The following is an 18,234-nucleotide window of genomic DNA, read 5'->3' as shown; positions in this document are numbered from 1 at the left end:
GTGGGGCGGACACTTCTGGTCCGGGTCCTACTTCGCCGGGTCCTGCGGCGGCGCACCGCTCACCGTCGTCCGCCAGTACATCGAGAACCAGCAACGCCCAACATCCTGACCGTTACCCCGGAGGCACCCGGAACTCCGGCGCCTCGCGCCTCCAGGCCAAGGATGCGCTTCACCCCCGCCCCAAAGGGCGGAGCACCGCGCAAGATCAGAGGTAGAACCCGCCCGGCCGGCGGGCCGCCTCCGGGGGCGTTCCCGCAGCCTCCGGGGGTCCCTATTCGGCAGGGTCTTCCCGGGGTTGGCCATGCAGTGGATTGATTCCGCCGGCTCGTCGCCGTCACCCTGGCCGGACTGCGCCCCCGCGCTGACCCGCGCTGACCCGCGCTGACCCAATCCGGCGCAGGTGCCCGGCGGGATCAGCCGCCGTTGCGGGCGCGGCGCCAGGCTGAGTCGCGCAGCAGGCGCAGCCCGTTGAGGCCGACGATGACGGTGGAGCCCTCGTGCCCGGCGACGCCCAGGGGCAGCGGAAGGTGCCCGGCCAGGTCCCAGATCACCAGGGCGGTGATGAACGTTCCCGCGATGAGCAGGTTCTGTACGACCAGGCGGCGGGCCGCGCGGGACAGGGCGACGACGGTGGGGATGGTGGCGAGTTCGTCGCGTACCACCACCGCGTCCGCGGTCTCCAGAGCCAGGTCGGAACCGGCCCGGCCCATGGCGATGCCGATATGTGCGGCGGCCAGTGCGGGGGCGTCGTTGACGCCGTCACCGACCACCAGCACCTTGGAGCCGGCCGCCTCCAGTTCTCGGACCGCGCTGACCTTGTCCTGGGGCAGCAGACCGGCGCGGACATCGCTGATACCCACCTCGGCGGCGAGACGGGCGGCGGCGCGGGGGTTGTCGCCGGTGACCAGCATGGGTGCGGCGCCGGTCAGTTGGGTGAGAGCCGCGACAGTCGCGACGGCGTCGTCACGGATGCGGTCGGCGATACCCAGCACCCCAACGGCCACACCGTCCGCCTCGATCAGTACCGCGGTCCGCCCGTTCTCCTCCAGCCGCCCGGCCACGTCCACGGCACACTGCCCGCCCTGGCCGCCCTGCCCGTCCTGGCCGCCCTGCAGCCGGGCGGGATTGCCGACCGCGACCGTGGTGCCGTCGACGGTGGCGGCCACCCCCCATCCCGGCGCGGAGGTGAAGTCCTCGGCGGTGGCCAGGCGCAGGCCGCGGACGCGGGCGGCACGGACGATGGCGCGGGCCAGCGGGTGCTCGCTGGGGTGCTCGGCGGCAGCGGCCAGCGCCAGCAGGGCGTCTTCGTCGTATCCGGATCCGGCCAGCGGGTGGACCTCGGTCACATAGGGGACGCCTTGGGTGAGAGTGCCGGTCTTGTCGAGTGCGACCGCGTCGATCTGTCCCAGGCGTTCCATGACGACGGCGGATTTCACCAGGACGCCGTGGCGTCCGGCGTTGGCGATCGCGGACAGCAGCGGCGGCATGGTGGCCAGCACGACCGCGCACGGCGAGGCCACGATCATGAAGGTCATCGCGCGCAGCAGCGCGGCGGTCAGGTCCGCGCCGAACAGCAGCGGGATGGCGAAGACCGCCAGAGTGGCGGCGACGATGCCCACGGAGTAGCGCTGTTCGACCTTCTCGATGAAGAGCTGGGTGGGCGCCTTGGTCCGGGAGGCTTCCTCGACCATGGTCACGATGCGGGCGATCACCGAGTCACGGGGGTCCCGCTCGACTTTCACGTGCAGGGCCCCGGTGCCGTTCAGAGTGCCGGCGAACACCTCGTCACCGGTCTGCTTCACGACGGGGAGCGGTTCACCGGTGATGGTGGCCTGGTCGACGTCGCTGGCTCCGCCCAGGACCCGGCCGTCGGCACCCACCCGTTCGCCGGGCCTGACCAGCACGGTGTCGCCGATGGCCAGGGTGGATGTGGGGACGGTCTCCTCGGTGCCGTCGTCGGCCAGCCGGGTGGCGGTGGCCGGTGCCAGGTCCAGCAGGCCGCGCACCGAGTCCGCGGTGCGGGCGGTGGCCAGGGCTTCCAGGGCGCCGGAGGTGGCGAAGATGACGATCAGCAGACCGCCGTCCATGACCTGCCCGATCGCGGCAGCGCCGATCGCGGCAACGATCATCAAGAGGTCGACGTCCAAGATCTTCTCGCGCAGTGCCTGGACCCCGGCCCATGCGGGCTCCCATCCCCCGGCGACGTACGCGACCGCGTAGAGCGGACCCCACCACCACCCCGAGGTGCCGCCCAGTTGGAGGCCGAGGGCGATGAGGAAGGCGACCGTGGCCGCCGCTGCCCAGCGGGCCTCGGGCAGCGCGAACGCCCGGGTGCGGCGCCGGGGCGCCACCGCGTCGCGGACGCCGCTGGGCGGGGCCGGGCGCATGGTCATGGTGGGAGGCATGGGGTGGTTCCTTCACGCAGGGCGGAGCGAGACGACCCACTCACCATACATGCACACATGAAGACTCCTTCATGTGTGCATGTATGGTGAGTACGATGGTCCGCATGGGCCATGGAGTCGACACCGCCACCGACAACGCCGTGCCACGCCTTCGCCTCGACGCCTCCAACGCCGCGAAGGTCGCCACCACGCTCCAGGCCCTGGCCACGCCCTCCCGGCTGCTGATCCTGGCCCGGCTGCGTGAGGGGCCGCTGCCCGCCACCGAACTGGCCGCCGAGGTAGGGCTGGAGCAGTCCGCCTGCTCCCACCAGCTACGGCTGCTGCGCAACCTCGGCCTGGTCACCGGCGAACGCAGGGGCCGGTCCGTGGTCTACGCCCTGTACGACCACCACGTCGCCGAACTCCTCGACCAGGCCGTCTTCCATACCGAGCACCTACGCCTCGGTCTCACCGACGCGGCCGAGGACAACTGAGCCGCATCCCGACTCGACCGGGCAGGCAGGCGCGCAAGCCGGCAAAGTCCTCTCCGCCGCTCCCGGCGGTGGACACGACCACGTAGTGGACCCCGGGTTCGGAGGCGTAGGAGACATCGGTACGTGAGCGGTAGGCCTCGGTGGCGGTGTGCGAGTGGTCGATGATGACCGGCTCTTCACCGCGGTTGTCCAACTGCCGGTAGAGCCGCAGGAGATCGGCGGAGCCGTCGCACGGCAACAGCCTGCGCCTGCGCGGTTTCCGCGCCTCGGACTGATGCACGCCCGGCACGGTGATCAAACCGCTCACATCTGCTGAAATACCGGCATGGCCTCACTTGCCGCGCGTCCTGCCGGCGCTGCCCGGTAAACCCGTCCCACCGGCCGCCCAGTCCGATGCCTTCCGCGCGTTCGCCCGCGAACTCGCCACGGGAGGCACGCCCTGGACCCTCCAGATGGCCCACTTCGTCAGCGACCAATTCGATGAATTGGCCGAACATTGGGACAGCACCCAGGCATCCGGCCGCGACGAACCCGTCCGCGACGCCCTCGCCCGCGGCGGCCCGCTGCCCCACGGGCCCTGCCTGGAACTGGGATCGGGCACCGGTATCTACCTCTGATCTTGCGCGGTGCTCCGCCCTTTGGGGCGGGGGTGAAGCGCATCCTTGGCCTTGTCAGCGTTCGTCGCTGGCCCGCGCGTCCGGATGTGCCCGGGTCGTTTTCAACGATGCGCTTCGCATCCGTGAGGACGCCCGTGCGGAGGAGTTGCCGTTCGTCACCGCAGCCGGGCTGTCCAAGCGGCTGACCGCGAGCAAGAAGACTCCCGAGCGTGCTTGGCTCGGTGAAGTGTCGTCCGTGGTCCGGCAACAGTCCCTTCGGGATCTGGAAACCGCCTACAAGAACTTCTTCGACGGCCTCAAGGGCAAGCGCCCGAAGATGGGTGCGCCCTGATTCACGTCTCGGCGGGACAACCGGCAGTCGATCCGGTTCACCGCGAACGCCGGTTGGAAGATCACCCCGGGCGGGAAGCTGTGCCTGCCGAAGATCGGCGACGTGCCGGTGAAGTGGTCCCGGAGCCTTCCCTCCACGCCGCCCGCGGTGACCGTCGTCAAGGACACGGCGGGCAGATACTTCGCGTCGTTCGTCGTGGAGACCGACGGTTCCGAGGTCCTGCCGGAGACCACGGGCGAGGTGGGCATCGACCTCGGTCTCACCCACTTCGCGGTGCTCTCCGACGGCCGCAAGATCAGCGCGCCGAAGTTCTTTCGCCGCGCGGAGAAGAAACTCCGCAAGGCCCAGCAGAACCTCAGCCGCAAGGCGAAGGGCAGCGCCAACCGCAAGAAGGCCGTCGTGAAGGTCGCGCGGCCTCACGTCCGCACGGCCGACGCCCGCAAGGACTTCCACCACAAGCTGTCCACGACGATCATCCGCGAGAACCAAGCGGTGTACGTCGAGGACCTCGCAGTGAAAGGCCTCGCCCGCACACGGTTGGCCAAGTCCGGTCGAAGGTGATGGGCTTGCTGGACTGGCCCTCCCTGCTCCACTGGAATCGGTACGCGTCGGCCCGGTCAAGGGTCGCCCGGCCCCAGGTCGCGAGCTGGAGCTCGGCCCGCTGAAGAACAGCTGAAGAACAGCTGTCTGCGGCACTGCCGCAGCCCCATGAACCAGCTGATGCGCTACTCGCAATTCCGGCACCGGGCCCGCGACCTGCGTGTGGGAGCCCATCACGGGCTGTACTGCATCGGCTGCTGCTGGGGACTGATGCTGGTCTTCATCCCGCTGGGCGTCATGAACATCCCGGCGATGGCCGGACTGTCGGCGGTGATCTTCGCCGAGAAACTGTGGCGGCTGGGGCCGCGGTTCTCGACGGTGATCGGGATCGCCTTCCTGGTGTTCGCCGTACTGGCTCCGTTCCAGGACTGGTTGCTGCCCGGGCTGCAGAGCACGGGGTCGCCGATGGAGCCCATGCGTTGACGGAGCGCGCGGGCGGTCCGCCCGCGCCCCTCCCGCTGCCCGCTGCCGGCTGCCCGCTCCGTCGCCCGGGGTCAGCCGAGGGTCGCGGGGGTGCCGGGGGTGAGCCAGTGGAGGCGGTCTGCGAGGCCGGCGTCGGTGAAGCGGGCGGTGACGTCTGCGCGGTCCTCGGTGAAGTGCTGCCAGGACGTGTAGTGGATTGGCACGACGGTGTGGGCGCCGAGGGAGCGGGTGAGTGCGGCGGCCTGGGCGCCGTCCATGCTGATCAGCTGGCTGTCGTTGTATTCCTTGAAGCGGGCGGCGCCGAGGTGGAGCAGGGCGGTGCCGACGGTGAACCGGCGGCCGATTTCGTCGAGCTCGCCGGTGTGGACGGTGTCACCGGAGACGTAGACCGCTTCGTTCTCGCCGGGTACCTCGAGGACGAAGCCGACGACGTCGCCGATGTGCTCCGCCGGTGTGCCGGTGATACGGAGGGTCTTGCCCGCCACCGTGAGTTCGTGGGTGGCCCAGGGCGCGAGTCCGATCGCTGCGCCACCGAGGCGGCCGGCGCCGCTGACGGTGGTGACGACGGGGCGTCCGGCGAGCAGGGTCCGGCCCGTGACGTCCAGGTTATCGGCGTGTTCGTCATGGCTGAGCAGTACGGCGTCGACCTGCGGCAGATCCGCGGCGGCGATCGCCGGGCCGACCGTGCTGCGCAGGACGATGGGGCCGTAGGGGTATTCGGACGGGGCCGGATCGAAGACGGGGTCGGTGAGCAGGCGCAGCCCGCCGATCTCCAGCAGGACGGTCGCGGTGCCGATGTGCGTCACGGTGATCTTCATGTCGGTTGCTCTCCTTGTTCGATGTTCAAGGCGTGTTGGGGGTGGCCCGGGACATGCCGAGGGCCGGTACGGCGCGCGGTCGCGCTGAGTCCGGGGTTCGGGGTCGGGCCGGGGCTGGGAGCAGGCGGGGTCCGCGATCAGGCGGGCTCTGGGATCAGGCCGCGCCCTGAGATCAGGCCGGGGCGGAGATGCGGAAGCGGTCCCGGTAGTCGCCCGGGGTGGTGCCGAGGCGGTCGCGGACGACGCGGTAGAGGGTCTCGACCGAGCCGAACCCGCAGGTCCTGGCGATATCGGTGGTCAGCCGGTCGGTGCGTTCGAGCATGCGGCGGGCCGCTTCGAGCCGCATCTGCTCGACGAAGGCACCGGGCGTGCTGCCCGTTTCGGTGTGGAAAACCCGGGCGAAGTGCCGTTCGCTCATCGCCATCCGTACCGCGAGCGCGGGTACCGACAGATCGCTGTCGAGGTGCTCGCCGATCCAGCGCCGCAGGCTGCGGATGTCCTGGCGGGTGCTGGGGCGTTGCGCCAGAGGAACACTGAACTGGCTCTGCCCGTGCCGTCCGCTCAGCACCTGGTTCGCCATGGCGAAGACCTCGGCCGGCCCAGTCACGTCCAGCGCGTCGACACCGGGAGACACCGCGATCACCACCAGGTGAGGGACAAGAGGAGAAGCGCTCATGCCCGCCACTCTCACCCACCGCGGTGGTGTCCGCAATGACGGGACTCTGCAGGATTCCGCCATGCGGGCACGCCGGCACCCGGCGCCGGTCCGGGCGCCCTCTTCCCATCAGGACTGGGCCGGATCAACAATGGGCGGCGGCTGACATCATGTCCCGCACGGGTCGGCGTGCTCGATGCGAGCGAGCGGTGGCGGGCTATCAGGGGGAGGGGGCCGCGGTGGGGGGATCTGTGCTGCTCGGCTGCGAGGCCGAGGATCTGGCGAGGATGAGACTATCGGTCTCACCGCTGCGCAACCTGGTAGACGCACTGCACGACGGACCGAGGCCGGACGGTGGTGTGACACGCGATCGGTGGTGGTCCTCGGTTCGTCGGCGGATTCCGCAACGGGCTTTACCACTCGTGCAGTTGATCAACGCGCACCCGCGCTACATCCCGCTCCCACTGGTTCCCCTTGTGCCGGATTCCGGCGATGACCTGGGTGCCGAGCTGGACGTACTGGAAGCCATCGGCGCGGACCAGTTGAGTACCGAGATCGACCTGTACACGACCGCGGCGGGGCTCGCCGTCCCGCCACGCGGCCTGCTGAACCTGCGCGACGGCGGCCGAGCGGCGGCCAGAGACCTGGCCGCCGCCATGCGCGCCCTGTTCAACGCCTGCATGGCCGACGACTGGAACACCTTGCGCGGGGCCTTACGCCGCGACATCGCCTGGCGAACGGAGCAGGCCTCGTGTCTCGGGCTCGCGGCTGCGGCGGGGGCCCTGCATGCCGGCATCAGCTGGAAGAGCGCCGAAGGCGCGCTGGCCATCCCCATGAACAGGCTCGCCGCCGACGCGCGCGTCAGTCTCGGCGGTCACGGACTGGTCCTCATGCCCAGCGTATTCGGCCTCGACCAGATTCTGCCGATCCTCCCGACCGGCCGTCAGCCCACCCTGATCTACCCGGCACGGCGCGTCACCCCACTGGCACGCGGCGACGGCGACGGACTCGCCGCACTCATCGGCCGCGGCCGGGCAAAAGCGCTGCGGGCCGTGAGAACCGGTTGTACCACCGGTGAATTGGCCTCCCGCCTGGGCGTCAGCGCCCCGACCGCGTCCGAGCATGCCACGTCGCTGCGCAATGCCGCCCTGATCGTCAGCGTCCGGCAAGGCCAACGGGTACGGCACACCCTCACCGAACTCGGCGACAACCTCATCATGGCCAACTCGACGATGTCCATGGGTAATTGACGGCACTCCACCTCTTACGGCGCGCGCTGCCGTCCACCTGCCGGCCCTGGGATCAGCTTCCGCAGGCGCATCCGGCAGCGGCCTTTGCCTCGGCCGGTGTCCGCGTGGGGTCGACGGCCTGCTCGTCGGGGGTGCAGCAGGCGGTGGTGCCGCAACAGGCGTCCGGGGAGCCGCTGTTCTTGGCGAGGTTGTCGGGCGTCGGCCTTGACGACATAGACCTCCCAGGCTCCTTACCGGGACCGGTGACCCAGACCTTGTCCTGGAGGGCGTAGCAGCAGGAGGTGGAGGTGTCGTTCTCTTCGAACGTGGCGAGTCCGGCCTCCTCGAGACGGCCGGTGGCGGCGGTGACCTGGTCGGTGGATCGACCTCGTCCGTCCGACATGTCCCAGCCGACGATCTCCCATCACCTGAAGGTGCTGCGCGAAGCCGGCCTGGTGGCCTCCGAGCGGCGCGGGACCTGGGTCTACTACTGGGTGCTGCCCGCAGCTCTGGCCCGGCTCTCCTCGCTCCTCGAAGCTCCGGCCGCAGCTCAGGCCCAGACCGCCGGCTGCCGGAGGCTCCGGATGACCGAGCCCGCTCCGCTGGGACGCCGGGCGGTCGGCGCGCTCGTCTCACGGCGGGTCAACTCCCGCCGCCGCCGACGTCACGTCGCGCACGGATCGCGAGCCATGCGACGGGGGAGAGGTCATTGACGCGCCAGGTGCTGTCCGGAACACGCTCGACGTCGATCCAGCCCTTCCGGCTGAGCGACGCGAGCTGGCCGCTCACCTCGCTGCCCAGCTCATCCACGACTTCTTCTTCCCGTGGCTGTGCGCCGGCGTTCAGAAGCTCCGCCAGACGGAAGACGAGAGCTTCCTCCTCGGCGGTGATGTTGTAGTCCATACCCCTCATCGTCAAGCGAGTAGCGATCTTGCGCACGGCGCGCGGCGGCGGGCGCTCCGCCCCCTCGGACTCGCGCACATCCACTCCGAAGATTCGAACGTGTGAGCGACGATAGCCTACGCGGGCGGGGCGCCTGAATCGAGACGGAGCTGCCCTACCGGTCGATGCGTTCCCAGCCGCGCCGGTCCGGACGCTCGCCGAGCTGCTGGGGGTCACGGCTGCGGTAGACGATGTACGGGCGGAAGAAGTACTGGACGGGGGCGCTGAACATGTGGGCCAGGCGGGTGAAGGGGATCAGCGCGAACAGCGGCATGCCGATCACCGCGAACCCGGTCGGCGAAGTTTTCGCTGATGGCGGTATTCGCCGCCGCGTCTAGGCTTGCCAGTGGTCCGGCGTTCGGCCGGGAGGCGAGGGAGCTGAAACGACGTGGCGGCACACGAGCACGAGTTGGCGGATGCGCAGCGCCGGCACTGGCAGGACACCTACGCCGCCCACCCGGGTATGTACGGAGAGCAGCCTTCCGCCCCTGCCGTCCACGCCGCCGGCGTCTTCCGCGCGGCCGGGGCTGAAGACGTGTTGGAACTCGGCGCCGGGCACGGCCGCGACGCCTTGTACTTCGCGCGCGGCGGGTTCACCATCCAGGCCACCGACTTCAGCCCCACCGGCTTGTCACAGCTTCGGGATGCCGCCCAGGCGCAGGATGTGGCCGAGCGCGTGACCACCATGGTGCACGACGTCCGCGCGCCGCTGGCCCTGGACGGCGCGTCGGTGGATGCGGTCTTCGCGCACATGCTGCTGTGCATGGCCTTGTCCACGCAGGAGATCCACGCGCTGGTCTCCGAGATCCGCCGGGTTCTGCGGCCGGGCGGGGTGTTCGTCTACACCGTCCGCCACACCGGCGACGCCCACTTCGGCGGCGGCATCGCCCACGGCGACGACATCTACGAGCACGGCGGCTTCGCCGTCCACTTCTTCCCCCGTCATCTGGTCGACGACCTCGCTGACGGCTGGACCCTGGATGAGGTCCACGCCTTCGAGGAAGGCGACCTGCCCCGCCGCCTGTGGCGGGTCACACAGACCCTGCCCCGTTGACCACGACCCCCGCCACGGCTGCGGGCATCTTGTGCGGCGAGTCCCGCGGGGCAGGCCCGGTGTGTCCACGTAGCGTGCCGATGCGACGGGTGTCGCTGGGCCATCGCCCGGCCGTCCGGTTGTCCGGCGTCGTCGGACCACTGATCGAAGTGCCCGTCCAAGTCGGCATGGGGTACGTCTCGCTCGCCTGGCGTTCAGCGCCAACGCTGCGCTGCTCACCATGGAGCCGCGTGGGTGAACTACCTGGACCGCGGTGGCGCGGACTGCTCTCTTCTCCTCCGCCGGGCGCGGGATGCCAGGCGTAATGAAGATCCAGAGGAACGTGACGGAGTGTCACTATCGGTCTGTCCCACGCCAGGAGCACCGCAGATCGCCCGCACGGCCGAAGCCCGCGCATGCGCTCCGCACTGCCGCGCAGGTCGGATGGAGCCCCGCCTGCACCTTTCGGCATGGCGACCGGACCGATCCGGCCTCCGTCACTCTCATCGGCCTCGGCCGCCGGTAGCCGGGACCGTCCGTTGCGGCAGTCGCCCTCCGCGGCGTCAGCCATACGCATCGGCCGGTCCCGGCGCGGACCCGGCCCTGCCGCTCGGCGGGGAACGAACTCTGGGTTCAGCGCCTGAACGGGTGGGCGGTACGAGGCTGGACAGCCGTACGGGGAAAGGCTGTTGCGGGAGCGGTTAGGGGGCCGCGGGATCCGGACGGGAAGAGGCCGCTGTAGGCGTCGGTGGAGTTCAGCGGGTTGCTGTCGTTGGTCTCGATGAGCAGCGGGCGCACGGACCGGCCGTCGGTGGTGATGCCTTCGTAGTCCCCGAGGAAGTGTCCCCAGCCTGCGTAGGGAGCCTGGAGCCAGTCGAAGACCCGGGAGATGCGGCGTTCGCTGGGGTACTCCTGGCCGCCGCGCGGGAAGGTGACGAGCCAGGCCGCGGTGGGCAGCGTGGTGGTGTTTCCCGGGGAGAGATACCGCAGATCGTAGTAGCTGATGGTGACCGCCCCATAGGTGTCGACGGCGATCGAGGGAGTGAACGCGGGTGCGCCGGGTGCCTGGTTGATACGGGTCGGCCCGGACCAGGTGCGGCCGCCGTCGGTGGAGTGCACCAGCTGGATGGCATCGTACTGACCGCCGGTGAACTCGGCCCCCTCATAGGCGACATACAGCTCGCCGGTGCGCGGATCGATCGCTGCGCTGGGCAGTCCGCTGCCGGCCCGGAGAGCTTTGGCGGGGTCGTTCGGGGCGTTCGGGTCGACCTCGGGGACGGAGGTGTCGGTGGCCACCGTGACCGGTTTGCTCCAGGTGCGGCCCTGGTCGGCGGAGTGCACCACGGCGAAGTGCAGATCGGTGGGGGTGGTGGCGGTGACGTCGGAGTAGGTCTGCCACTCGAAGAAGTCGTAGAGCGTGCCGGTGCGCGGGTCGGCGACGATGATGTTGCCGATGGTCTGCGAGTTGGGCACGGCGCCGGTGTCGACGAACGGCCTCGCCTTGGACCAGGTACGGCCGCTGTCGCGGGTGGTGGAGAGGTACGCGGGGCCGTCGAAGATCGCTCCGGGACCGGAGGCGACCTGCTGGATGCGGTCCCAGACCTGGTAGGCGACGCCGGGGTGGACCGGGTCCGCGGTGACGGAGTTCTTGTCGTCGGCGAACGCCGGGTCGGTGTCGGCGATCAGCTGGGTGGTGTTCTTCCAGGTGCGGCCGCCGTCGTGGGAGGTGGTGGCGGCCACGCCGTTGCGTGCGGTGGTGGCGTCGAAGACCAGCCCGCTCGCGTATGCCGTGCCGTCGGGCCCGAAGCTGACCCAGCCGTCGGAGGCGCGTTGGTAGGGGACTCCGCCGGGGGCGCAGTGGCTGAAGGGCAGCGCCGTCTGGGTGAAGTGTGTTCCGTCCGTGCTGTAGGTGGCGGACAGGCCGCGGGCGCCGCCGTTGGACCAGCGGTCCTGCTGAAAGACACCGATCACATTGCGCGGATCACGGGGATTGGCCGAAACATACGGTTCCTCCTCGGCGGACGGGTAGTTGACGCCGGGCCCGTCGCCGCTGATGCCACAGGCCGCGTACGGGTCACCGGGTGAGACCAGGCCCAGCGGCTGGCCGGCGGGGCCGGCCAGGGCGGTGCCGGCCGCCGAGGCGAACAGCAGCAGCGCGGTCGCCACGATGACGTTGCTTCTTGCACGTGCGCGCATGGAGCCCCCATGGTCCTTGGCCGTGAAAGCCGGTGAAACCGGTGGTTGTTGTCCTGGGCGATGCTGTCCTCGGGGCGTTCCGTTCCGAGCCGTTCCGAGCGGTTCCGGGGTGTCCGGGTTCTCCGCGGAGACGGTCAGGCAGCGAGCCTACTGGGGCACAGCAAGCCGTACGAGACGGAATCCGGGCACGAGGCCGGAGGCGAAAGCGCCCCGGCGTCAACCCCGGTCTGCGCCGCGGCGCGACACGCGGGCGCGACACGCGGGCGCGACATGTGGTCAGGGCGTGAATCGCCCGGGGTTCGCCAGGACGCGCAAATTCTTGGTCGCGTCGGAAGTGCGACTGTCTACAGCCTTGTCGACTGTCATGTCCGGTGCAAGTATCGCGAGTTGCGAACACGCGTCCACCTTGCGTGAACGTCCTTCACCCCAGGCGCCCGGGCGATCCCCGGCTGCTCGAAAGGATGTTCAGTGCCACGCTCCACGATCGGACGAGGCTGCATGGCCGCCTTGTCTGCCCTCCTCGCCTCGCTCCCCGCCACGGCGCTCGACGCACGGCGACGCCACCTGCACCCGCTACGACGATGTCACCACCGCCTGATCCCGGGCCTCAAGCTGCGGGCTGCCGTGTGGGGCTCGGCAGCCCGCACCTCCGTCAGAGGACGAACGCCGTCCCCCACCCGAAGGGGTTACCCATGCCACACCCGCATGTGCGCTCACGCCGCGTGTTAGCGGCCGCGACCAGCGTCGCCACCGTCGGCCTGACCGCGGTGCTGCTCACCCAGCCCGCCCGGGCAGCGACGGTCAACGGCGGTTTCGAGACCGGCACCTTGTCGGGGTGGACATCCACCGGCTCCACCGCGGTGGTCAACTCCGGTGTCCACAGCGGCACCTACGCCGCCCGCGTCGGCGGCACCGCTCCCACCAACGGCGACTCCACCGTCGCCCAGACCTTCACCGCGGCGGCCGGTGAGGCCCAACTCTCCTTCTGGTACAGCATCACCTGCCCGGACACCCTCACCTACGACTGGGCGACCGCCACCCTCAAGGACAACACGGCCGGGACCACGGCCACCGCGCTCGCCAAGACCTGCACCAACGGCCAGGGCTGGAAGCAGGCCACCGCAGCGGTGACGGCAGGTCACTCCTACACCCTCACCCTGATCAGCCACGACGACAACTACGCCGGGGACGCCACCTACACCCTCTACGACGACGTCACCCTGGCCGGCGGACCACCCCCGCCACCCGGACTGACCCAGGTGAGCACCGACCCGTTCACCAACAGCAGCAGCCAGCACGCCACCGAGGTGGAACCCGACACCTTCGCCTACGGCAGCACCATCGTCACCTCCTCGCAGGTCGGCCGGTTCAATGACGGCGGTGGCTCGGACATCGGCTGGAACACCTCCACCGACTCCGGCGCCACCTGGAGCCACGGCATGCTGCCCGGCATCACCGTCTACCAGGGCGGCGGCACCTGGGCCCGGGTCTCCGACCCGTCCGTGGCCTACGACGTCAAGCACGGCACCTGGATGGTCTCGGGCCTGGTCATCGACTCGGCCGTCAACGGCGCGGGCGTCACCGTCAGCCGTTCCGCCGATGGCGTCAGCTGGAACAATCCGGTGCTGGCGATCGGGGGCGACGGCCAGGGCTACGACAAGGAATGGATCGTCTGCGACAACACCAGCACCAGCCCGTTCTACGGGAACTGCTACATCGAGGTCGACCTCACCTCCTCCGGCAACCGCGTCATCATGAGCACCTCCACGGACGGAGGCGCCACCTGGTCCGCCCCCAAGTCCCCCTCCGGTACGCCGAGCGGGCTCGGCGGCCAGCCGCTGGTCCAGCCGAGCGGCACCGTCGTCGTCCCGTACTCCACCAACGGCTCCTCGGTACGGGCCTTCAGCTCCACCAACGGTGGTTCGTCCTGGGGGAGTACGTCCCTGGTCGCCAACGTCTCCAGCCACACGGCGGCCGGCGGACTGCGGGACGGCTCCGGCCTGCCGTCGGCCGAGATCGACGCCGCAGGGAAGATCTATGTCGCCTGGCAGGACTGCCGCTTCCGCTCCGGCTGCCCCTCCAACGACATCGTCTACTCCACCTCCACCAACGGCACCACCTGGTCCGCGGTGACCCGCGTGCCCATCGACGCCACCAACTCCGGCGTCGACCACTTCATCCCGGGCATCGGCGTCGACCACGCCACGTCCGGCACCACCGCCAAGATCGGCCTGTACTACTACTTCTACCCGAACGCCAACTGCACTGCCTCCAGCTGCCAGTTGGACGTCGGCTACCTCTCCTCCGCCAACGGCGGCTCCACCTGGAGCGCGGCCACCACCGTGGCGGGACCCACGTCCCTGTCCCAGATCGCCAACACCACCCAAGGCAGCATGGTTGGTGACTACATGTCGACCTCCGTCATCGGCGGCAAAGCCTTCGCGGTCTTCGCCGTCGGCAAGGCCCCCGCCAACGGGCAGGCCTTCGACGAAGCCCTCTACACCGCCGGCGGACTCACCGTCACCGGCGGCATCGCCAAAGCCGAGCACGGGACACCGGTCTTCACCGAGCCCGCCACACCGCGCGTCCCGCTGACCACCCTGCGCTGAGCCCCGCGGAATCCACCCGGTGCGGGCGCACCTTGAGGTGCGCCCGCACCGCTGTGTTCGGCGGCATGCCGGCAGCGGGCACACCGCCGTCGCCTCGGACGGCCGGGCCGCGTACTCCTTCGACCTCACCACCGGCACGCGGACGCCGCTCGACCCCGAGCTCGGCGTCACCGAGTGCAACGGGTTCACCGGGCGGCTCGTCGTCGGCGACGTCTTCCCGGGCCCCTTCGCCTTCGCCGACCGTGTCGACACCGGCGAGTTCACCCGGCTGCCCGCGCTGGGCGGCCTCAACGCCACGGCGACCAGCGCCGATCACCAGGGCGAGGTCGTCGGCAGCGCCGCGACCACGCCGCCCGACGCTCCACCGCCAACGGCCCCTACCGCGCGGTCCTCTGGGTGCCGCAGCCCGGCTGACGCACGGCAGCGCGCCCCCCCCGCGGGAACACCGGGGGCGGGGCGCGCCGTTGAGGCCGGCGAACGCACCTTCCGCTACCGGCCGTAGCGGTGTCCGGCGACCGGGCGGCACCGTCGAAGTTCAACTCGGCGCCACCATGCCCGCCATCGCGGTGGCGGCACTCAGCGCGCCCGTGCCGCTTCCCCGGTAAGCCGCCAACGGTCCGGGAGCGGGCCTTCGGCAGTCGCGCGTCCCGCACGTCGTCGGCAGTACCCCACGCACTGCCGACGACTGGTGCGGAACCGACCGGACTCCGACAGGCGTATGCATGGACGCCCTCGCGCGCCCATCAGGTCCGTCGCTCCACTCCCGACAGTAGTGGAATGACATTCGTTTTAATATGGGGGCGTCCTCTTCGGCGCTCAGAACGTCTGGTCCACGGGAATCCAACCCGCGCCCTGAGGCGGGGAATCTTCGACGCGTTGGTCAACGAGTCGTCAAATTCTCGTCATGTGTTTCTGTTCGCGGATTCCGGCCTCCGGTCAATTCACAACCGGTTGCGGGCAATGGTCGAGGGACCTTTAGGCGTTATGGCCCCGCTCTGTCCATCCGGTTCACATTGCCGTAACGGGTTCGGCCTATGAACTCACGCAGAGCTGTTGACCGGTGTTCATCAAGTCTGCTTTGCTTCCGGCGGCAGATGGTGTCACCACGCCTCGTGGTGACAGTTTGTCAGGCGCCGGAGCGTGTTTCGGTTCAGTGCCTCACTTCCTTGTCGGCAGAGAGAGCAATTCTCTGCGGAGCGCTTCGCCGCACACCCGGGGAAAGCCGCCGGGTGATTGCCGTGCCGCGTTCCGTCGCTCTCCCTGGTGCGCGGATATTCGCGGATATGTCGGCCGGGAGGCAACAGCACGGTTCGGGAGCGTGACCCGGTACGCCTTCTGTCGCTGTCCAGACGATTGGTCACACCGCCGTCGATCGACGCGCGGATGACCAGCACAAGAGAGGCACCCCTCACCCATGGGTATCCCCCCCATATCCCGTGCTGCGAAACGGACCGCCCTGACCGGGCTGGTCGCGCTGTCGTTCGCCACCACCGGCCTGACCGCGGCCGGATCGGCACAGGCCCAGCCCACCGCGAGCGCCGGCACGCCGGCCTCCGCCGCCTCGGCCCAGCCGCACATCAAGCGGCTCTGCTCGGAACCCACCCGGCACCGGATGATGGCCTGCAACGCGCTGGCCCGCACCGATGTCGTCCAGCCGCACGCCCTCACGGTCAACGCGGTGTCGCCGCTCGCCGTCCCGTCCGGGTTCGGGCCGACCGACCTGATCAGCGCCTACAACCTGCCGGCCAACGGCGGCGCCGGCGCGACGGTCGCCATCGTCGACGCCCAGGACGACCCCAACGCCGAATCCGACCTGGCCGCCTACCGCACCCAGTACGGCCTGCCGGCGTGCACCACGTCCAACGGCTGCTTCAGCAAGATCAACCAGACCGGCGGCACCACCTACCCGGCCGCCGACGCCGGCTGGGCCGGCGAGATCTCCCTGGACCTCGACATGGTCTCGGCGATCGCCCCCAACGCCCACATCCTGCTCGTCGAGGCCACCACGGCCAACATGAGCGACCTGGGCACCGCGGTCAACACCGCGGTGAGCAAGGGCGCCAAGTACGTGTCCAACAGCTACGGCGGCTCCGAGGACGCCTCGGACCTCACAGCGGACAACCAGTACTTCAAGCACCCCGGCGTCGCGATCACCGTGTCGGCGGGCGACTCCGCCTACGGGGCCGAGTACCCCGCGGCCTCCCAGTACGTGACCTCCGTCGGAGGCACCGCCCTGAAGCGGGACTCCAGCGCCCGCGGCTGGTCGGAGTCGGTGTGGCACACCAACGCCACCGAGGGCACCGGTTCCGGCTGCTCGGCCTATGACCCCAAGCCCAGCTGGCAGACCGACAGCGGCTGCTCCAAGCGCACCATCTCCGATGTGTCGGCCGTGGCCGACCCGGCCACCGGCGTCGCGGTCTACGACAGTTACCAGGCCACCGGCTGGAACGTCTACGGCGGCACCAGCGCCTCCTCGCCGATCATCGCCGGCGTCTACGCCCTGGCCGGCACCCCCGCACCCGCCGACTACCCGTCCAAGTACCCCTACGCGCACACCAGCGCGCTCAACGACGTCACCACCGGTAACAACGGCAGCTGCTCGCCGAGCTACCTGTGCACCGCCGGCACCGGCTACGACGGCCCGACCGGCCTCGGCACCCCGAACGGCACCACGGCCTTCGCCACCGGCGGCAGCACCGGCGGCGGCACCACGCTGACCAACGGCACCCTCGAAGCCGGCACCCTCAGCGGCTGGACCTCCACCGGCGCCACTTCCGTCAGCGCCGCGGCGGCGCACTCCGGCAGCTACGGCGCCGTGCTCGGCTCGTCCAGCCCGACCACCACCTCCTCCATCGCCCAGACCTTCACCGCGCCCACCGGCAGCACCAAGGTCTCCTTCGCCTACAACGTGACCTGCCCCGACACGGTCACCTACGACTGGGCCACCGCCACGCTGAAGGACAACACCACCGCCACCACGACCACCGTCCTGGCCAAGACCTGCACCAACGGCGCCGGCTGGAAGACGGCCACCGGCTCCGTGACCGCGGGCCACAGCTACACCCTCACCCTCACCAGCCAGGACGACAACTACGCGGGTGACGCGACCTACACCTACTACGACGACGTGACCGTCTCCTGACGCCGCTCGTCACAGCACCGGTGCGGACCCCTCCCCGTCACAGCGGGGGAGGGGTCCGTGCCCGTAACCGGGCCGCTTCGCACCGGACCTGGCGCGTCATCGGCATCGAGGCGACCGCCCGGCCGGCCACGGGCCGGCGCCGGGTGCACTACCGACCGAACGTCAACGCCTCTACGGTGGGCCGTACGGAGCGGTGAAGGGGGTTGCTGTGGAAGCCGAGTTGGTGGCGCTTGCGACATCGGGGGCGACGACGCTGGTCGGGTTGATGGTGTCGGAATCCTGGGCGCAGGCGCGGGGCCGGCTGGTGGCCCTGTTCAGCCGCGGCCGTACCGAGGCGACCGCCGCGGTGGAGGATGAGCTGGACGGCTCCCGGGACGAGGTGGTGCGCGCCCTCGCGGCGAGTGACGAGCCGACCGTTGCGGATGTCGAGGCCGCATGGCGGTTGAGGCTGCGGCGTCTGCTGCAGGCAGATCCCGCCGCTGCCGACGAGCTGCGTGCGGTGCTGGAGGAGCTCGGGTCCGAGCTGCCCCCGGCGGAGACCTCGGTTGTGCACAATCGCATCAGCGGCGGCGTGCAGCACGGACCGGTCATGCAGGGCCGGGACTTCGCGTCGCTGACCTTTCACGCACCTGCCGCACCCGCCGCACCTCCAGCGCCCCCCGTACCCGTCGACCCCCGAAACCAGAGCTGAACCGCTCGTCCCGCGACACGCCATCGGGGAACGAACGGGTCCGTATGCGGTGACGAACGGGGAAACTGGG

The 18,234-nt window shown here is 70.1% G+C and carries 15 protein-coding genes and 5 pseudogenes; 12 read left to right on the top strand and 8 right to left on the bottom strand.

The features are described from left to right. Positions 1–109: transposase (locus tag QMK24_RS21125; protein ID WP_283468069.1), on the top strand; the 109-nt coding region annotated here is incomplete at its 5' end. A gap of 304 nt (positions 110–413) precedes the next feature. On the opposite strand, the gene QMK24_RS21120 is transcribed toward QMK24_RS21125, so the two are convergent. Beyond that, positions 414–2,405 (bottom strand): heavy metal translocating P-type ATPase, encoded by a 1,992-nt coding sequence (locus QMK24_RS21120; RefSeq protein ID WP_283468058.1) that lies wholly within the window; start codon positions 2,403–2,405, stop codon positions 414–416. Positions 2,406–2,509: 104 nt separating this feature from the next. Here QMK24_RS21120 and QMK24_RS21115 point away from each other — a divergent pair, with 104 nt between their 5' ends. Beyond that, entirely contained in the window at positions 2,510–2,878 is a 369-nt protein-coding gene (locus QMK24_RS21115; RefSeq protein WP_283468056.1) for an ArsR/SmtB family transcription factor, read from the top strand. On the opposite strand, the gene QMK24_RS21110 is transcribed toward QMK24_RS21115, so the two are convergent. Then, positions 2,853–3,158 carry a Mov34/MPN/PAD-1 family protein gene (locus tag QMK24_RS21110; RefSeq protein WP_283468068.1) on the bottom strand — a complete coding sequence of 102 codons (306 nt, stop codon included), beginning with the start codon at positions 3,156–3,158 and terminating at the stop codon, positions 2,853–2,855. The genes QMK24_RS21115 and QMK24_RS21110 overlap by 26 nt on opposite strands. A 55-nt stretch (positions 3,159–3,213) precedes the next feature. Here QMK24_RS21110 and QMK24_RS21105 point away from each other — a divergent pair, with 55 nt between their 5' ends. The 3 genes and pseudogenes from QMK24_RS21105 to QMK24_RS21095 all read left to right on the top strand — a co-directional run. Next, a complete protein-coding gene (locus tag QMK24_RS21105) occupies positions 3,214–3,495 on the top strand; it encodes a class I SAM-dependent methyltransferase (protein ID WP_283468070.1) in 282 nt (93 codons plus the stop codon). A 40-nt stretch (positions 3,496–3,535) separates the two neighbouring features. Beyond that, positions 3,536–4,375: pseudogene (locus QMK24_RS21100) on the top strand (RNA-guided endonuclease InsQ/TnpB family protein); the annotation flags it as partial. Between the two features lie 123 nt (positions 4,376–4,498). Then, positions 4,499–4,849: pseudogene (locus QMK24_RS21095) on the top strand (DUF2182 domain-containing protein); the annotation flags it as partial. Between the two features lie 71 nt (positions 4,850–4,920). Here the strand turns inward: QMK24_RS21095 and QMK24_RS21090 are convergent. Further along, on the bottom strand, positions 4,921–5,667 hold the full coding sequence (locus QMK24_RS21090) for an MBL fold metallo-hydrolase (protein ID WP_283468054.1): 747 nt from the start codon (positions 5,665–5,667) through the stop codon (positions 4,921–4,923). Positions 5,668–5,839: 172 nt separating this feature from the next. Further along, the gene (locus QMK24_RS21085) at positions 5,840–6,343 is read right to left on the bottom strand and encodes a helix-turn-helix domain-containing protein (RefSeq protein WP_283468052.1); all 504 of its coding nucleotides are present in this window, start codon (positions 6,341–6,343) and stop codon (positions 5,840–5,842) included. A 401-nt stretch (positions 6,344–6,744) separates the two neighbouring features. On the opposite strand from QMK24_RS21085, the gene QMK24_RS21080 reads away from it, so the two are divergent. After that, positions 6,745–7,572 carry an ArsR/SmtB family transcription factor gene (locus QMK24_RS21080; protein ID WP_283468050.1) on the top strand — a complete coding sequence of 276 codons (828 nt, stop codon included), beginning with the start codon at positions 6,745–6,747 and terminating at the stop codon, positions 7,570–7,572. A 52-nt stretch (positions 7,573–7,624) separates the two neighbouring features. Here QMK24_RS21080 and QMK24_RS21075 read toward each other — a convergent pair. Beyond that, positions 7,625–7,933, bottom strand: a pseudogene (locus tag QMK24_RS21075) (glyoxalase/bleomycin resistance/dioxygenase family protein); the annotation flags it as partial. A gap of 10 nt (positions 7,934–7,943) precedes the next feature. Between QMK24_RS21075 and QMK24_RS21070 the strand changes: the two are divergent. Next, a pseudogene (locus QMK24_RS21070) lies at positions 7,944–8,108 on the top strand (ArsR/SmtB family transcription factor); the annotation flags it as partial. Between the two features lie 85 nt (positions 8,109–8,193). On the opposite strand, the gene QMK24_RS21065 reads toward QMK24_RS21070, so the two are convergent. Further along, entirely contained in the window at positions 8,194–8,454 is a 261-nt protein-coding gene (locus QMK24_RS21065; RefSeq protein ID WP_283468048.1) for a hypothetical protein, read from the bottom strand. A gap of 154 nt (positions 8,455–8,608) precedes the next feature. Beyond that, positions 8,609–8,779: pseudogene (locus QMK24_RS21060) on the bottom strand (respiratory nitrate reductase subunit gamma); the annotation flags it as partial. Between the two features lie 102 nt (positions 8,780–8,881). On the opposite strand from QMK24_RS21060, the gene QMK24_RS21055 reads away from it, so the two are divergent. Continuing rightward, positions 8,882–9,547 (top strand): class I SAM-dependent methyltransferase, encoded by a 666-nt coding sequence (locus QMK24_RS21055; protein WP_283468045.1) that lies wholly within the window; start codon positions 8,882–8,884, stop codon positions 9,545–9,547. A 612-nt stretch (positions 9,548–10,159) separates the two neighbouring features. Here the strand turns inward: QMK24_RS21055 and QMK24_RS21050 are convergent. After that, complete coding sequence (locus QMK24_RS21050) at positions 10,160–11,722, bottom strand: sialidase family protein (RefSeq protein ID WP_283468044.1); 1,563 nt, start codon at positions 11,720–11,722, stop codon at positions 10,160–10,162. Positions 11,723–12,444: 722 nt separating this feature from the next. On the opposite strand from QMK24_RS21050, the gene QMK24_RS21045 reads away from it, so the two are divergent. From QMK24_RS21045 to QMK24_RS21030, 4 genes are all read left to right on the top strand, one after another. Next, complete coding sequence (locus QMK24_RS21045) at positions 12,445–14,331, top strand: exo-alpha-sialidase (RefSeq protein ID WP_283468042.1); 1,887 nt, start codon at positions 12,445–12,447, stop codon at positions 14,329–14,331. A 19-nt stretch (positions 14,332–14,350) separates the two neighbouring features. Then, entirely contained in the window at positions 14,351–14,833 is a 483-nt protein-coding gene (locus tag QMK24_RS21040) for a hypothetical protein (RefSeq protein WP_283468040.1), read from the top strand. Between the two features lie 912 nt (positions 14,834–15,745). Next, entirely contained in the window at positions 15,746–17,473 is a 1,728-nt protein-coding gene (locus tag QMK24_RS21035; RefSeq protein ID WP_283468038.1) for a S53 family peptidase, read from the top strand. 208 nt (positions 17,474–17,681) lie between these two features. After that, a complete protein-coding gene (locus tag QMK24_RS21030; protein WP_283468036.1) occupies positions 17,682–18,164 on the top strand; it encodes a hypothetical protein in 483 nt (160 codons plus the stop codon). Positions 18,165–18,234: the final 70 nt, after the last annotated feature.

Source organism: Streptomyces sp. PH10-H1 (assembly GCF_030063355.1).
Taxonomy (GTDB): domain Bacteria; phylum Actinomycetota; class Actinomycetes; order Streptomycetales; family Streptomycetaceae; genus Actinacidiphila.
This window is presented reverse-complemented; position numbering and strand designations above follow the sequence as displayed.

Bases quoted from the DNA above. Each gene is read 5' to 3' on its own strand.
- QMK24_RS21120 (WP_283468058.1), bottom strand. From the start codon at position 2,405: ATGCCTCCCACCATGACCATGCGCCCGGCCCCGCCCAGCGGCGTCCGC.
- QMK24_RS21115 (WP_283468056.1), top strand. From the start codon at position 2,510: ATGGGCCATGGAGTCGACACCGCCACCGACAACGCCGTGCCACGCCTT.
- QMK24_RS21090 (WP_283468054.1), bottom strand. From the start codon at position 5,667: ATGAAGATCACCGTGACGCACATCGGCACCGCGACCGTCCTGCTGGAG.
- QMK24_RS21085 (WP_283468052.1), bottom strand. From the start codon at position 6,343: ATGAGCGCTTCTCCTCTTGTCCCTCACCTGGTGGTGATCGCGGTGTCT.
- QMK24_RS21065 (WP_283468048.1), bottom strand. From the start codon at position 8,454: ATGGACTACAACATCACCGCCGAGGAGGAAGCTCTCGTCTTCCGTCTG.
- QMK24_RS21050 (WP_283468044.1), bottom strand. From the start codon at position 11,722: ATGCGCGCACGTGCAAGAAGCAACGTCATCGTGGCGACCGCGCTGCTG.
- QMK24_RS21035 (WP_283468038.1), top strand. From the start codon at position 15,746: ATGGGTATCCCCCCCATATCCCGTGCTGCGAAACGGACCGCCCTGACC.